Origin of the sequence: Moheibacter sp. (assembly GCF_049672845.1) — a bacterium.
Classification (GTDB): domain Bacteria; phylum Bacteroidota; class Bacteroidia; order Flavobacteriales; family Weeksellaceae; genus Moheibacter.
This window is the reverse complement of the sequence record NZ_JBATWT010000011.1, coordinates 119,712-133,369: the sequence shown is the minus strand read 5'-3', so window position 1 is coordinate 133,369 and position 13,658 is coordinate 119,712. Positions and strand designations below refer to the sequence as shown.

The window sequence follows — 13,658 nt, the reverse complement described above, 5'->3', positions numbered from 1 at the left end:
AGCAAAAAGTTAATTTTTTGTTTTCTTTTTTAGTTTTCCATTAATTTGGACGTTTAACACACACGACAAACTAGAAAACGGAAATGAAAAAATGGAATTGGATCTTAGTTCTCTCGATACTCTTTGCTTTATTCAATTGTAAAAATTCCGATAAAAATCCGACGGAAAATTCAGAAAATGAAAACGATACCATTCCAAAATACGATTCGCTGGACTGGTCAAAAGAATATGAATTCGGAAAAATAGATCTGATTGACAAGGCTAATAAATACCGTTTTTTTGATAAATTCTACAATGATTTCTGGCTTCACAACAAAGTAAGCGGCGGCTTCTTGGTCGCTCAGCACGGACAGATTATTTATGAAGGATACTCCGGATTTTCAGATATCGAAAAAGAAATTCCTGTCACTGCAGAAACCCCGATTCACATTGCTTCCATCACAAAGGTCCTCACCGGACTTGCTATTCTCAAACTGGTGGAACACGATAAAATCGACCTCAACGACAAAGTTTCGGAATACCTGAACGGATTTCCTTATGAAAATGTGAGAATCGAAGATTTACTCAACCACAGAAGTGGACTTCCGAACTATCTTCACCTTTCCGACGATAAAAATTATTGGGACAACACCAAAAAAATTACCAATCAGGATGTACTCGATATTCTGGTCAATAAAAAACCGGAAGCACTAAGTCAGCCCGGGAAAAACTTTTCCTACAACAATACAAACTTCGTTTTGCTGGCGCTGATCATAGAAAAACTAACCGGACTTTCCTATCCCCAAGCCATGAAAATAATGGTTTTTAATCCGCTGGGAATGAAAAACACTTTCGTAATGGAATTCGCAAAGGATTCCGCAAAGGTTTCAAAATCTTATTACAACAACGGCCGCGAATGGAAATATGACCACCTGGATGTAACCTATGGCGACAAAAATGTGTATTCGACACCGCGCGATCTGCTCAATATGGACATCGCCATGTATTCAGAAAAATTCCTTCCCAAAAAGCTGAAAGAAAAAGCATGGAAAGGTTATAGTTATGAAGCCAAAGGCGTGAAGAACTATGGCTTAGGAATCAGACTTATGGAATGGGACGACGGCGGGAAAATCCTTTACCACAACGGTTGGTGGCATGGCAATAACACAACTTACGTTCGTGATTTTGATAATGAAGCCACCATTATTTCACTTGGCAACCGCAAAAACCGAACGATTTACAGCACCTTTAGACTGGTAAGCCTCTTCGGCGATTATCCTTTCCAGTTCCCCGATGCGGGAAACGGAGGCAACGGCAAGGATTCGCTTAAAAGCCTTGAAAAACAAATGGACAGCGTAAAGCAAAAAACACTGAAAGACAAAGTGGAAAACCTTGAAGAAAAAGTCGATTCCCTGAAAGCAAAAAACGAAAAGCTGAAGAAAGGGAGAAAATAAAATCCTTAACTCTGACAAATCATTTAGTTTCATGAATTCTCATAATTAGTAAACAATTATTTTAAAAATCAATATTATGAGAAACAGAAGTTTTTTTATGGCCATTCTCTCTATTTTGTTTGTGTTCACTGCCTGTTCAAGTGATGACGACAATGCGGGCGAAGTAAATTTAATCGTTGGCACTTGGAAGTACAATGCGTATATAGACAGTTTTCTAAGTGAGAGCGAGTGGCACACAACCAATGAACCCGTCACTTTGGAGTTTAGAGCTGACGGAACTTTTACAGAAAGATATAATTCAGAAATTGAAGGAGAAGGAAATTGGATCATTTCGGGAGATATCTTAAAATTGGTTTATGTAGATCCCGAATGGGGAGATTCGACCGATGAATTTGAGCTTTTGCTCCTGGAAAATTCAAAATTTCATATTAAATACAATTATGAAGATGGTGAATACCGAATAGATGAATTCATAAAATTATAAATGAGAATCCTGCTGAATTCAGCGGGATTTTTTAATTATAAGTTTCCCCTTCTTGATCGAAATTTCCTTTGCAATTCCGTCCACTGTAACTCTCAAATAAATAAATCTATTGGGAGTTTCTTTTTGATTCCTTTTAAAAAAAATAATATTGCAAAACTATTTTCCAACATAACTTTAAATATTTATGGTTTATAAATTTCTAAATATTATGTCTTTGAATCAAGATATTAAACTGCTTAACATCTTATATTTTAATGAATTACACACCAAATCGTGGCGGTTATTTTTCGGTTGGAAGAATTGCCACGATTAATGCAGTTAAATTTTGATTGCTTTTGAAAATTTTGTGATAGCTGATTCATCAAAAAACCCCGTAATCTATTGTTATTACAGGGTTTTTGAAAATTTTAGAAGATTTTGAAAACTTATTCTTTTCTCCTTCTGCAGAGAGGAAGGGATTCGAACCCTCGATACAGTTACCCGTATACTACCTTTCCAGGGTAGCCTCTTCAACCACTCGAGCACCTCTCTATTTTATAGGTGAAATTACGAAGAATTAAGCCCTTCAACCTCCCGATAGCTATCGGGATGGACACCTTTCTGTTTAGGTTGGCAAATGTATAAAATTATATCAAATCAACCTTATTATTGTGTCAAATATGTCAGTTCGCCCCGTAAATCTGTTTCGTAACGTTTTTTAAACTCATCCGCACTTAAATCCTGTCCCAATAAATGAATGGTTTTGGCCACAGATGCTTCTGTCGTCAAATCGAAACCGTTTATCGCTCCGATTTCCTTGAAAATATCACTGGTTTCATACCGTCCTATCTCCACCATACCTCCGGCGCATTGGGAATTAATAATAAACAGCAAGCCTTCCTCTGCTCTTTTCCGCAACAAATCTTTGAACCAATCAAAAGAAAAAATATTGCCCGATCCGAAAGCTTCGATTATCATCACTTTCATTCCTTTTGTCGCAAACATATTTTCGATGAATTCGCGGGACATTCCCGGAAAGATTTTCATCAAACCTAAATCGGTGTTCAATCTTTTATTGACCGAAAAAGCAATGGACTCCTCTTCAAAGCGCAATACATGTTTTCTCACATCTAAGCGAATCCCCGATTCGCCCAAATCAGGATAGTCCGGTGAGGCAAAGGCGTCAAAATTTTCCGCACTGATTTTGGTCGTGCGATTGGCACGTAATAATTTATATTCGAAATAAATACAAACCTCCCGTATGCTGGGCTTTCCGTCTTCTTGAAGGGAAGCAAAATGAATCGAAGTAATCAGATTTTCTTTGGCATCTGTGCGCAAATCTCCTACGGGAAGTTGCGAACCGGTGAAAATTACCGGTTTTTGCAATCCGTTCAGCATAAAACTGAGAGCAGACGCGGAATAAGCCATGGTATCTGTACCATGAAGAATGACAAACCCATCGTATTGAGAATAGTTTTTTTCGATTATTTCAGCGAGTTGCACCCAATGTCCGGGATTCATGTCGGAAGAATCTATGGGTTTTTCAAATCCGGTAAAACTAATATCGCTGTCAATCAAACTAAGCTCGGGAATGTGTTTGATTAGATTTTCAAAGTCAAAAGGCTTGAGTGACTGCGAACTATAATCTTTGGCCATCCCAATGGTTCCGCCGGTGTATATCAATAAAATTTTGGTTCTCATTTTTATATTTAGCAACCGGCAAGTTATAGAATTAGTTATTTCTCTGCAAGATGAAAATACCAAAACACATAAGAATCAGCATTAACGAAAGAATTTGTTAAAATATTAAGAAATTTTATAGAATATTTAAAAGTTGTGGAATAATAATTGTATAACTTTATCCCACTATTAACCAAGTAAAAATTATAAATTATGGGATTATTTTCATTCATCAAAAATGCTGGTGAAAAAATCTTCGGTGGAAATGAAACTCCGGAAGAAAAAGCACAAAAAGTAAAAGACCATGTATCTAAATATGGTTTTGATTTATCGCAAGTTACCTTTACAGCAAATGGCGATAGTATCTCTGTTGGCGGCTCTGCCAAAAATCTTGACGAAAAACAAAAAATCCTTGCAACTGCAGGAAATGTGGATGGTGTTGATAATGTTGAAGACAATTTAGCGCTTATCGAACCTTTGAAATTTGAAATGCCCGACTTTTCAAAAACCATGTACACAGTGAAAAGCGGTGACAATCTTTCAAAAATTTCAAAAGAAGTTTACGGTGATCCCAACAAATACCACACAATCTTTGAAGCAAACAAACCAATGCTTTCAGATCCCGACAAAATCTATCCGGGACAGGTTTTATATATTCCGCCTCAAGGATAAAAATATTATCAGAACTTCAGTTTAGCGCTGGAGTTCTGTTTTTCTTTCCTAACCGATGAACTAAAACCTACAATTTAACGTTGTAACCAAAAGTTTAATAAATAAAGTTCTTATGAGATTATCCATTTTATCAGTAGTTACGCTTGCCGCTCTCATCGTGGTGAGTTGTGTACCTCAAAAGAAGTACGATGAACTACAAAACAGATTTAACAGTGTGTATGCAGAAAATCAGGGTTGTCAAACCGAATTGGCTGCAGCTAAATCCAAAATTGAAGGTTTAGAAGACGCAATCCGTTCTGAACGAGGCAATCTGGCTTCTTTGCAAAACGCGCTTGCAGAATGTCTTGCCGGTAGCAAGCAAGGCGGTGCCAACATTGCTAAACTTGTGGACGAAATCAACGCATCAAACAAGTATATCAAACATTTAACGGAAATCAACCGTAAAAATGACTCCCTGAACATGGTTCTTACCAACAATCTTACACGTTCTTTAAGCCGTGAAGAATTGAAAGACGTTGACGTTCAGGTGTTGAAAGGAGTTGTATTCATTTCCTTGTCAGACAATATGCTTTACAAATCAGGAAGCTATGAAATCAGCTCTGCAGCAAGCGAAACTTTGTCTAAAATTGCCAAAATTATCAAAGATTACAAAGATTATGACGTAATCATTGAAGGTAACACAGACAACGTTCCAATCAACAGACCTAACATCCGTAACAACTGGGACTTGAGTGCATTACGTGCTTCATCAGTTGTTCAATCGCTTCAAAACGACCACGGTGTTGATCCTAAACGTATGACTGCTGGTGGACGCGGTGAATACAATCCGGTTGCTTCAAATGCAACAGCTGAGGGACGTACCAAAAACCGTCGTACACAAATCATCATTACGCCTCAGTTAGACGAGTTTATGGAACTAATCGGACAAGCTCCTGAAGTAGATTAATCTAATTAGGATTCCAATAAAAAAATGGCGGGCTTTTTATGAAAGTCCGTCTTTTTTTGTGCCCATTCTTTAATGCTTTGAGTCAAAATGAATTCGTCATCCATTGTAATGTTCGCCGCAACACAGACCGAAGTAGAAGGTTGGCAGAATTTAATCAAATCTTCCAACATTTGATTATTTCGGTAGGGCGTTTCCATAAAAATCTGGGTGCAATTATTTTTACGGCTATCCGCCTCTAATTTTTGAATGACTTTTTTTCGTTCGAACTTATCAATAGGCAAATACCCATGAAACATAAACTGTTGACCGTTCATCCCAGAAGCCATCAAAGCAAGTAAAATGGACGAAGGTCCCACAAGCGGAATTACCTGAACCTGATTTTGATGCGCAAGCCTGACCAATTTACCGCCCGGATCAGCCACTGCGGGCAATCCGGCTTCTGAAATAATCCCGATGGATTCACCTCTTTTGAATAATTTGGAAAGTTCATGGAGTTCTTCTCCGCTGGTATTTTTATCCAGAATATGAATCTCAAGTTCCTGCTGTTTCTTTTCGGGCAAAACGGTTTTGATAAATTTTCGAGCCGATTTTTCATTTTCAACAACGAAAATTCTAATGCTTTTAATGATCGCAAGATTATAAGCCGGCAGGCTTCTCGCTGCATCATCATTGCCAAGTAAACTTGGAATCAAATATAATTTGGACTTCATTCGGATTCTAATTCTTGAGCGATTTTGTCGGCTGCTTCTTCCAAAAGTCTGTACACCTCTTCAAATCCGTCATCTTCCCCGAAATAAGGATCGGGAACATCGCGATTTTCCAGTATCAACCTGACCTTCTTTCGTTCATCATCATTTTTTGCATGTGCTAAAACATCAGAATAATTTGATTCATCCATTACAAAAATCAGGTCGAATTTATCAAAATCAGCTGCACTGAATTGTCTCGCACGTTGCGTACTGATGTCTATTCCGTATTTTTCTGCAACTGAAACCGAACGTTTGTCGGGCGATTTCCCAATGTGCCATGGACCCGTACCGGCCGAATCAATGGTGAATTTATCATTGAGTTTGGAACGCAGGATGCCTTCTGCCAAAGGAGAGCGACAAATGTTTCCCAGACAGACCATTAAAATTTTCATGTTTATGAATTTATTCTACGGTAATTTTCCGGTTCAGGTCTTCCACATAACCTCTGAAAACCTTGTCAGTTTCAGACAAGTTCTTCACGGTTTTGCAAGCGTGAAGCACAGTAGCATGGTCACGGTTTCCAATCTGTGAACCGATACTCGACAAAGAAGCTTTTGTATATTTCTTTGCAAAATACATCGCCAATTGTCTTGCCTGTACCACATCGCGTTTACGCGTTTTGGACTGAATCTGATCGTAAGGGATTTTGAAATAATCACTTACCAATCGCTGGATATAATCAATGGAAATTTCTTTCCGTGTATTGTTGATGAAGTTTACCAGTGTTTTCTGCGTCAGTTCAAGTGTGATTTCCTTTTTGTTCAGGGTTGCCTGTGCAATGATAGAATTCAGGCATCCCTCCAGTTCACGTACGTTTGATTTGATACTTTTGGCAATGTGATCAATTACCTCTTCCGGAATTTCGATTCCGTCTTTTTCCACTTTGTGTTTCAGAATGGCAAATCGGGTTTCATAGTCAGGCGCCTGAAGATCTGCAGAAAGTCCCCATTTAAAACGGGAAATCAATCGTTGCTCCATTTCCTGAATATCCACTGGCGGTTTATCGGAAGTCAGAATGATCTGATTTCCTTTTTGGTGCAGGTGATTGAAAATATGGAAAAATGCTTCCTGAGTTGCTTTTTTACCGGAAAGGAATTGGACATCATCAATAATCAGAATGTCAATCATCTGATAGAAATGAATGAAATCATTCCGGTTATTGCTTTGCACCGCATCGATAAACTGTTGTGTGAATTTCTCAGTTGAAACATACAAAACCGTTTTATCGGGATGATTTTCCTTTGCTTCCAACCCGATTGCGTGTGCAAGGTGCGTTTTCCCTAAACCTACTCCTCCATAAATGAACAATGGGTTAAAGGAAGTTCCGCCCGGACGTTTGGCCACGGCTTTACCTGCCGATCTCGCCAATCGGTTGGTTTCCCCTTCAATGAAATTATTGAAATTATTGGAAATATTAAGTTGGGAATCGATTTTTATTTTTTGAAGCCCAGGAATGATAAAAGGATTTTTCACCTTTTTACTGTCAATTGGCAGTGGTGCATCTATTTCCTGAGGTTGTATTTTTTCTCTGTTTGAACTAGGGATTTTTACCGTGTAAGGATCTTTACCAGAATATTTCTGATCCATGACGATACTGTAAACCAATTTAGCATCCTTTCCAAGCTCTTTTTGCAGAGCAATTTTCAGTAATTTTATATAATGTTCTTCAAGCCATTCATAAAAGAATTTACTGGGAACCTGGATGGTTAAAATGTTTTCGTTTAATTTAATTGGTTGAATAGGTGAGAACCAAGTTTTGAAAGCTTGTTCCTGAATATTGTCTTTAACAAATTTCAAGCAATTTTTCCAAACCGATTCAGCAGTTTTTCCCATAGTTTTGTAGATCTTTTTGTTTTAAGATTATGTTAAAAAAAGTAATTGGCCTACTAATATAGGCGCTTTTTTTGGTAAAGCAAAAATGCTCATAATTTTTTAGTAAAAAAAACCAATTGGGTATTGACTTTTTCAAAATATCTTTGTAATGATTTAACGCAATACTTTAATATGATTTCGACAAGGATTTCAATACGTGTAAGATACGGCGAAACCGACCAGATGGGCGTGGTTTATCATGGAAATTACGCAACTTACTGTGAAGTTGCAAGAGTGGAATTTTTCCGCGAAATGGGGCTACCTTACAAGGAGTTGGAAGACAAGGGAATTATGCTTCCGGTTACCGAACTCAACCTTAAATTTCATAAACCCGCTTATTACGATGAACTGCTTGAAATTAAAACATTTTTACCGGAAATTCCACGAGGCGTGCGCATTCATTTCACTTACGAAATTTACAACGAGAAACAGGAGTTATTAACAACCGGAGTTTCTACCCTGGCTTTTATCGATATGCAAACACGAAAACCTGTTCGTTGTCCCCAATACATGAAAGAACGTCTAGAGGAATTATTCTAAAACTTCAATTTTTACCTGATATAATGGTTCAAATGAACTTAAAAAATTTTCCAGATTTTCTTTTCTGATTTTGACCTGCACCGCACATTTATCGGTAAACTCTGTTTTTAGGACTTCGGCATTGAACTTATCGATGTTTCGCATCACGCTTCCCTGATCTTCGTATGAAAATTCAAAATTCACTTTTTGCGTGAGGTGTTTTTCCACAATTTTAGCTTCTTCCAAAACCATTTGGGCAGAGAGTTTATAGGCTTTTATCAAACCTGCAACGCCGAGTTTCGTTCCGCCGTAAAAGCGAACAGAAGCCACCAGCACATTGGTTATTTCTTTGGATAAAATTTGATTGTAAATTGGGAGACCTGCACTACCCGATGGCTCTCCGTCGTCATTTGCCCGATAATTTTCACCGTTGATTCCCAGCCGATATGCATAACAGATATGGGTAGCATCAGGATATTTCTGCCAAAGTTCGGTCAGCCTTTCCTTTGCTTCTTCTTCGTCATCCACCGGATAAGCAAAACCGATGAATTTACTTCCTTTTTCCTTGAAAGTAATTTCCTCAACCGGATTGGATATGGTTTGAAAAGAAAAACTCATTTTCTGAAAATCTCAAGTTTGTTACCGGCAATGTTACGGGTTTCAATTATTTGTCCCGAAATTTCGGGTGAATGAATACCTTCACTCCAATTATCTAAAGACGTAAAAATCCGGGCTTCGTCCCATAATCCTTTTCTGATAAAGGTTTCGAGTGTCTGCTTTCCTCCTTCTATAATGACCGACTGAATTTCTCTTTCATATAATTCTTCAAGAATCTGCTCCGCTAAATTTTCATCAAAACGAATGGGAATGAATTCTAAATTTTCTGAATTTGTGTTTGGCTCCTCGGTAAAAACCAAAGTTTTCTGATTTCGGTTGAATAAATTCAAATTTAGATTCAATTTCAAATCCCGATCCAGCACCATCCGGACCGGATTATTTCCTTCCCATAATCTTGCATTTAGCTCTGGATTATCGACTTGAGCGGTATTGGTTCCCACAAGTATCCCCTGCTCTTCGGTTCTCCATTTATGAACCAATTGTTTGGAAAACTTATTTGTAATCCATTTTTGCTTACCCGTGGTTGGCGCCATAAAACCATCGGCTGTCTGCGCCCATTTCAGAATGATGTAGGGGCGCTTTTTCTCATGAAATGTAAAGAACCTTTTATTTAACTCCCTACATTCATGCTCCAGCAAACCAAGCTTCACGTCGATTCCGGCTTCCTTCATTTTTTGAATTCCCAATCCATTAACTTTTGCAAAAGGATCAGAAGTTCCCACTACAACTCTCGGGATTTGACACTGAATAATGAGATCAGCGCAAGGGGGCGTTTTTCCATGATGTGCACAAGGTTCAAGTGAAACATATAAAGTTGAATTTCTCAGGATTTCCTTATCGCTGATTTGTTGTATAGCATTGACTTCGGCGTGAGCGGATCCATATTTTTGATGCCATCCTTCTGCCACAATTTTATTTTCGTGAACGATCACACAGCCAACTAATGGATTCGGATAAGTAGTTCCGAGCCCGAGTTGTGCGAGTTGAATGCATCTACGCATCATTTGTTCCTCAAATTTCTCCATTTTGGATCTAAAAAAACGCTTCAAAGATTCAAGAAACCTTTGAAGCGTGGAAATTATTTTTCGATAAAATTAACCTTCAGATTCTTCGGCATTTCCCGAGTCGTTAACCTCTTCGTCAAAATCAATTCGATGTAATTTTCTCAATTTGATTTCTGTATCGGTCAAACGTGAACGTTTTTCTTCAATTTGCCTGTAAACATCCTTCAACAACGGACTGTTTTGATCGGCATTTGCAAAGAAGCCAACATTTGTTTCCAATTGATTGATTTCTTTTTCCAGTTCGTCGATGAGTTTACGAGCTTTTCGGATTTCATCGTCTAGAAGACGTTCATCTTGCCCTGACTTGATCTGATCCACAAGGGAAGCCATTTTGAAATCCTGAATTTCGTGATCGGTCAGACCGAGTGATTTCACCAATTCACCGATGACTTTATTGAATTCACTGTTGATACCCATTTTTGGCGCAGGAACTTTCCCGATACTGTTCCAGCGGACGTTGAAATCATTGATGGCATCCAGATTTTCCTGAACATTTTCTTTTGCGCTGAATGCTTTGATTTCAGTAAGTAATTCTTCTTTTTTAATCAGATTTTCTTCAAATTGTTGATTGACCTGATTACCTCTTTCTTTGTAATTGTCAAAGAATTTATTACATGCATCTTTGAATTCTTTCCAGATGGAATCTGAATATTTTCTCGGCACATGCCCGATTTTTTTCCAATCTGCCTGAATTCTTTTGATTACTTGAACAGAGGCATTCCAATCGGTGCTGTTTTCATGTTCTTTGGCAATCCTCAACAATTCCTGTTTTTTTTCCAGATTGGTTTGTTGTTCGGTTTTAAGGGATTTGTAGAATTCATTTTTGGCGTGGTTGAAATCACGTGTAGCGGCTTTGAATTCGTCCCACATTTTCTGGTTTACTTCTTTGGGAACTCTTCCTACGGCCAAGAAACTTTCACGCAGCGCATTCAATTTTTTGATTCCGGATTGCCATTCGCCGTGTGATTTTTTATCGGCATTTTCGGTAAGTGCTTTTATATTGTCAAGAATTTCTCGTTTCTTTTTCAGATTTTCTTCTTGTTCGGCTTTGATTTTTTCACCGAGTTCCGATTTTCTATCATGGATTTTATGTGTCAGCTCTTTAAACCTTTGCCAAGTTGGTTCGCGAAGTTCTTCTGCCACCGGCACGGCTTCTTCTTTCCAAAGTCTGTGTAGGTATTGAAGTTCGTTGAGTGCTTTCTGAACATTTTCTTCTTCAACCAATTCTTCTGCACGTTTGATGATGGACTCGCGCACCTGTAAATTGTGTGCATAGTCCATTTCTCGAAGTTCTTTGTTTAAATTCAGGTATTCATAGAAATTATCCAAATGGTGGAAATAAGTTCTAAAAACATTTCCGGCTTGGGCTTTTGGGATAGGGCCTGCATTGTGCCATCTTGTTTTTAGCTGACGGAATGTTGTGAATATATTTGAACTCTCATCTACTGTGTCCTGATAAAGAGCTTTTAATTCATCAATGATTTGAAGGCGTTCTTTTAGATTTTCTTGTTGTGATTTTTCCTGCTCTTTGTAGAATGCATCAAGTTGTTTTCGATAATCATTGAAAACGGCGTTGAATTCTCTTCTTTGGGGATTGTCATAATGGAAATCGGTTTCTTCACCGCCTGCTTCTACAAAAGCCTCTTTTTTGCTGTTTTCGTCCTCTTCCAGCTGTTTTTTCACGGCGTCACGAATCTGATGGAAATGTTCCCTTAGTTTTCTTGCCGGATGATTTTTTAGCAATTCTTTTGCTTCTCCTATCAAGACGGTCAAAGGAAGTTCATCGTAATTTTTAAATGGAATTTCCTCTTCGTGTGAGTCTTCGCTCTCGTCAGATTCTTCTCCGTTTGTTTCGGATTTGTAATCATCGGCATCTTCGGACTGAGCAGATTCTGGCTCATCAGAAGTTTCTTCTTTAGACTCATTTTGAATTTCAGTTTCTTGGGTTCCAGGCATTTCTTCCTGAGTTCCCATTGTGGCAGACTCTTCCTGAGAAACTGATTCTTCAGAAATTTTTTCGGGAGCATCTGTGATTCCCTCCTCGCTTAAATCCTGCTTATCAGACTCATTATCAGTTGATTTTTCAGAATTCTCAAGGGGATTTAATTTTTTATCATTTTCTCCATCTGCTCCATTGTGCAGGTTATCCAATTCAGTTGTCATAACGCGTTTTTCTTTTAGATTAACAAATCTAATAAATCATAAGCGATTTACAAAGATTGGCTCCAAATTTCCCAAGATTTTTCTGCCTGCAAAACAAGCATTTCATAGCCGTTTTTGATTTTGGCACCTTGGGTTTCTCCCAACTGAAGGAACTTTGTTTTTTCGGGATTGTAAATCAAATCGTAAAGCAAATGTGAATCAGTAAGAAATTCATAAGGAATATCGGGCGATGTTTCTAAATCCGGGAAAGTCCCAACGGGTGTGCAATTGATGATCAGTTGATGAGTAGAAATAATTTCCTGATTTAAATCTGAAAATTTCAATTCGCCCTTTCTTGTAACTGACTTAAATTCTATATCGAGTTTAGTTAATGCAAATTTCACCGCTTTGGCAGCTCCGCCATCACCCAAAATCAATGCTTTCTGATGGTGTTTTTCGAGCAAGGGCTTGAGTGAATTTTCAAAACCAAAGGCGTCCGTATTGAAACCGATTTTTTTATTGTTTTGAATTTTCACGCAATTCACTGCGCCAATTTTTTGAGCTTCCGGACTTAATTCGTCCAAATAAGGAATTATTTCTTCTTTGTAGGGAATCGTCACATTGAAACCTTTCAACTCTTTCGTTTGAAATAATTCTTCAACTTCTGAAATTGACTTTAAATCAAATAATTGATACGTCGAATTGGTGATGTTTTCTTTTCGGAATTTATCGTGAAAATACGATTCGGAAAAGGAATAAGCAATGTTTTTTCCTATTAGTCCAAACTTTCTCACCTGTTTCTGAATTCTTTTATTCGCTTAATTTTCTTAACTCTTTCGATTCGAGTTTTGATAATTTTTGTAATGGTCGGCAAGTTTGCCAATACGATGATGGCAATAATGAATTTCCCTAAATTTTGTTCGACAAAACTAAATTGGCCGAGAAAATAACCGATGAGTGTAATTCCACCTACCCAAACGGTTGCGCCAATGAAACTATACAATAGAAAAACCCTGTATTTTAAATGTAAAGTTCCGCAAACAAAAGGAATGAGTGTGCGAATCACCGGTGTGAAACGAGCAATAATAATGGCATTTCTTCCATTTTTTTTAAAAATCCTCATCGCTCTTTTCAGGTATTTCTTTTTGTAAAAGCGAGAGTCTTCTTTTTGCAAAATCCATTTCCCAAATCTTCTACCCACTAAATAATTTAGGTTGTCTCCCAAAAGAGCTGCCAACATTAAAAGAGGAATGAGAATTTCAATCTGTAAACTATTGTCTTTGCTGGCTGCAATCATTCCCAATGCAAAAAGTAAGGCATCTCCAGGAAGAAAGGCGGTGAAAAATATCAGAAATATCAATCCTGTTTCGGCAAATATCTGTAGAAACAAAAGGAGATAAATCCAATTTCCGTATTCGTCGAATAAATGTTTTATTACTTTATCAGGTCGACTGACAAAACCAGTTATAGCATCAAAAATTTCTTGCATTTAAGGGTATT

General features: G+C 37.8%; 14 protein-coding genes and 1 tRNA gene. 5 read left to right on the top strand and 10 right to left on the bottom strand.

Going from position 1 to position 13,658, the window contains the following annotated elements; all coding sequences use genetic code 11:
• Nucleotides 1–83: 83 nt before the first annotated feature.
• A complete protein-coding gene (locus WBF63_RS04680; protein ID WP_424368543.1) occupies nt 84–1,433 on the top strand; it encodes a serine hydrolase domain-containing protein in 1,350 nt (449 codons plus the stop codon).
• Between the two features lie 76 nt (nt 1,434–1,509).
• On the top strand, nt 1,510–1,917 hold the full coding sequence (locus WBF63_RS04675; protein WP_424368542.1) for a lipocalin family protein: 408 nt from the start codon (nt 1,510–1,512) through the stop codon (nt 1,915–1,917).
• Nucleotides 1,918–2,361: 444 nt separating this feature from the next.
• On the opposite strand, the gene WBF63_RS04670 is transcribed toward WBF63_RS04675, so the two are convergent.
• Together WBF63_RS04670 and WBF63_RS04665 are read right to left on the bottom strand one after the other, a co-directional pair.
• Nucleotides 2,362–2,448: transfer RNA gene (locus WBF63_RS04670), tRNA-Ser, on the bottom strand.
• A gap of 114 nt (nt 2,449–2,562) precedes the next feature.
• Nucleotides 2,563–3,597 carry an asparaginase gene (locus WBF63_RS04665; RefSeq protein ID WP_424368541.1) on the bottom strand — a complete coding sequence of 345 codons (1,035 nt, stop codon included), beginning with the start codon at nt 3,595–3,597 and terminating at the stop codon, nt 2,563–2,565.
• Nucleotides 3,598–3,789: 192 nt separating this feature from the next.
• On the opposite strand from WBF63_RS04665, the gene lysM reads away from it, so the two are divergent.
• On the top strand, nt 3,790–4,248 hold the full coding sequence (lysM, locus tag WBF63_RS04660) for a peptidoglycan-binding protein LysM (protein WP_424368540.1): 459 nt from the start codon (nt 3,790–3,792) through the stop codon (nt 4,246–4,248).
• Nucleotides 4,249–4,360: 112 nt separating this feature from the next.
• A complete protein-coding gene (locus WBF63_RS04655; protein WP_424368539.1) occupies nt 4,361–5,194 on the top strand; it encodes an OmpA/MotB family protein in 834 nt (277 codons plus the stop codon).
• A gap of 5 nt (nt 5,195–5,199) precedes the next feature.
• Here WBF63_RS04655 and WBF63_RS04650 read toward each other — a convergent pair whose 3' ends face one another.
• The 3 genes from WBF63_RS04650 to dnaA are packed head-to-tail and all read right to left on the bottom strand — an operon-like array spanning nt 5,200 to nt 7,776.
• Complete coding sequence (locus tag WBF63_RS04650) at nt 5,200–5,904, bottom strand: SAM-dependent methyltransferase (protein WP_424368538.1); 705 nt, start codon at nt 5,902–5,904, stop codon at nt 5,200–5,202.
• Nucleotides 5,901–6,335, bottom strand: a complete 435-nt coding sequence (locus tag WBF63_RS04645; protein WP_424368537.1) for a low molecular weight protein-tyrosine-phosphatase — start codon at nt 6,333–6,335, stop codon at nt 5,901–5,903. Before WBF63_RS04645 ends, WBF63_RS04650 begins: the two co-directional genes overlap by 4 nt.
• Nucleotides 6,336–6,345: 10 nt before the next feature.
• Nucleotides 6,346–7,776, bottom strand: coding sequence for a chromosomal replication initiator protein DnaA (gene dnaA, locus WBF63_RS04640; protein ID WP_424368536.1), 1,431 nt, complete (start codon nt 7,774–7,776; stop codon nt 6,346–6,348).
• Nucleotides 7,777–7,947: 171 nt separating this feature from the next.
• On the opposite strand from dnaA, the gene WBF63_RS04635 reads away from it, so the two are divergent.
• Nucleotides 7,948–8,355, top strand: a complete 408-nt coding sequence (locus WBF63_RS04635; protein WP_424368535.1) for an acyl-CoA thioesterase — start codon at nt 7,948–7,950, stop codon at nt 8,353–8,355.
• Here WBF63_RS04635 and WBF63_RS04630 read toward each other — a convergent pair.
• From WBF63_RS04630 to WBF63_RS04610, 5 genes are all read right to left on the bottom strand, one after another.
• A complete protein-coding gene (locus WBF63_RS04630; RefSeq protein ID WP_424368534.1) occupies nt 8,347–8,952 on the bottom strand; it encodes an IMPACT family protein in 606 nt (201 codons plus the stop codon). The two genes, WBF63_RS04635 and WBF63_RS04630, sit on opposite strands and share 9 nt — an antisense overlap.
• Nucleotides 8,949–9,977, bottom strand: a complete 1,029-nt coding sequence (gene ribD, locus WBF63_RS04625) for a bifunctional diaminohydroxyphosphoribosylaminopyrimidine deaminase/5-amino-6-(5-phosphoribosylamino)uracil reductase RibD (RefSeq protein WP_424368533.1) — start codon at nt 9,975–9,977, stop codon at nt 8,949–8,951. The genes WBF63_RS04630 and ribD overlap by 4 nt, the downstream gene beginning before the upstream one ends.
• Before the next feature lie 69 nt (nt 9,978–10,046).
• Nucleotides 10,047–12,179 carry a DUF349 domain-containing protein gene (locus WBF63_RS04620; protein WP_424368532.1) on the bottom strand — a complete coding sequence of 711 codons (2,133 nt, stop codon included), beginning with the start codon at nt 12,177–12,179 and terminating at the stop codon, nt 10,047–10,049.
• Nucleotides 12,180–12,226: 47 nt separating this feature from the next.
• Nucleotides 12,227–12,952 (bottom strand): shikimate dehydrogenase family protein, encoded by a 726-nt coding sequence (locus WBF63_RS04615; protein WP_424368531.1) that lies wholly within the window; start codon nt 12,950–12,952, stop codon nt 12,227–12,229.
• A complete protein-coding gene (locus WBF63_RS04610) occupies nt 12,949–13,647 on the bottom strand; it encodes a VTT domain-containing protein (RefSeq protein WP_424368530.1) in 699 nt (232 codons plus the stop codon). Before WBF63_RS04610 ends, WBF63_RS04615 begins: the two co-directional genes overlap by 4 nt.
• Between the last annotated feature and the right edge of the window lie 11 nt (nt 13,648–13,658).

What these genes read in the sequence shown, in the direction of transcription:
- WBF63_RS04650 (WP_424368538.1), bottom strand. Translation starts at nt 5,904, where the DNA reads ATGAAGTCCAAATTATATTTGATTCCAAGTTTACTTGGCAATGATGAT.
- WBF63_RS04630 (WP_424368534.1), bottom strand. Translation starts at nt 8,952, where the DNA reads ATGAGTTTTTCTTTTCAAACCATATCCAATCCGGTTGAGGAAATTACT.
- lysM (WP_424368540.1), top strand. Translation starts at nt 3,790, where the DNA reads ATGGGATTATTTTCATTCATCAAAAATGCTGGTGAAAAAATCTTCGGT.
- WBF63_RS04655 (WP_424368539.1), top strand. Translation starts at nt 4,361, where the DNA reads ATGAGATTATCCATTTTATCAGTAGTTACGCTTGCCGCTCTCATCGTG.
- WBF63_RS04620 (WP_424368532.1), bottom strand. Translation starts at nt 12,179, where the DNA reads ATGACAACTGAATTGGATAACCTGCACAATGGAGCAGATGGAGAAAAT.
- ribD (WP_424368533.1), bottom strand. Translation starts at nt 9,977, where the DNA reads ATGGAGAAATTTGAGGAACAAATGATGCGTAGATGCATTCAACTCGCA.
- WBF63_RS04680 (WP_424368543.1), top strand. Translation starts at nt 84, where the DNA reads ATGAAAAAATGGAATTGGATCTTAGTTCTCTCGATACTCTTTGCTTTA.
- WBF63_RS04610 (WP_424368530.1), bottom strand. Translation starts at nt 13,647, where the DNA reads ATGCAAGAAATTTTTGATGCTATAACTGGTTTTGTCAGTCGACCTGAT.
- WBF63_RS04675 (WP_424368542.1), top strand. Translation starts at nt 1,510, where the DNA reads ATGAGAAACAGAAGTTTTTTTATGGCCATTCTCTCTATTTTGTTTGTG.
- WBF63_RS04635 (WP_424368535.1), top strand. Translation starts at nt 7,948, where the DNA reads ATGATTTCGACAAGGATTTCAATACGTGTAAGATACGGCGAAACCGAC.
- WBF63_RS04645 (WP_424368537.1), bottom strand. Translation starts at nt 6,335, where the DNA reads ATGAAAATTTTAATGGTCTGTCTGGGAAACATTTGTCGCTCTCCTTTG.
- dnaA (WP_424368536.1), bottom strand. Translation starts at nt 7,776, where the DNA reads ATGGGAAAAACTGCTGAATCGGTTTGGAAAAATTGCTTGAAATTTGTT.
- WBF63_RS04665 (WP_424368541.1), bottom strand. Translation starts at nt 3,597, where the DNA reads ATGAGAACCAAAATTTTATTGATATACACCGGCGGAACCATTGGGATG.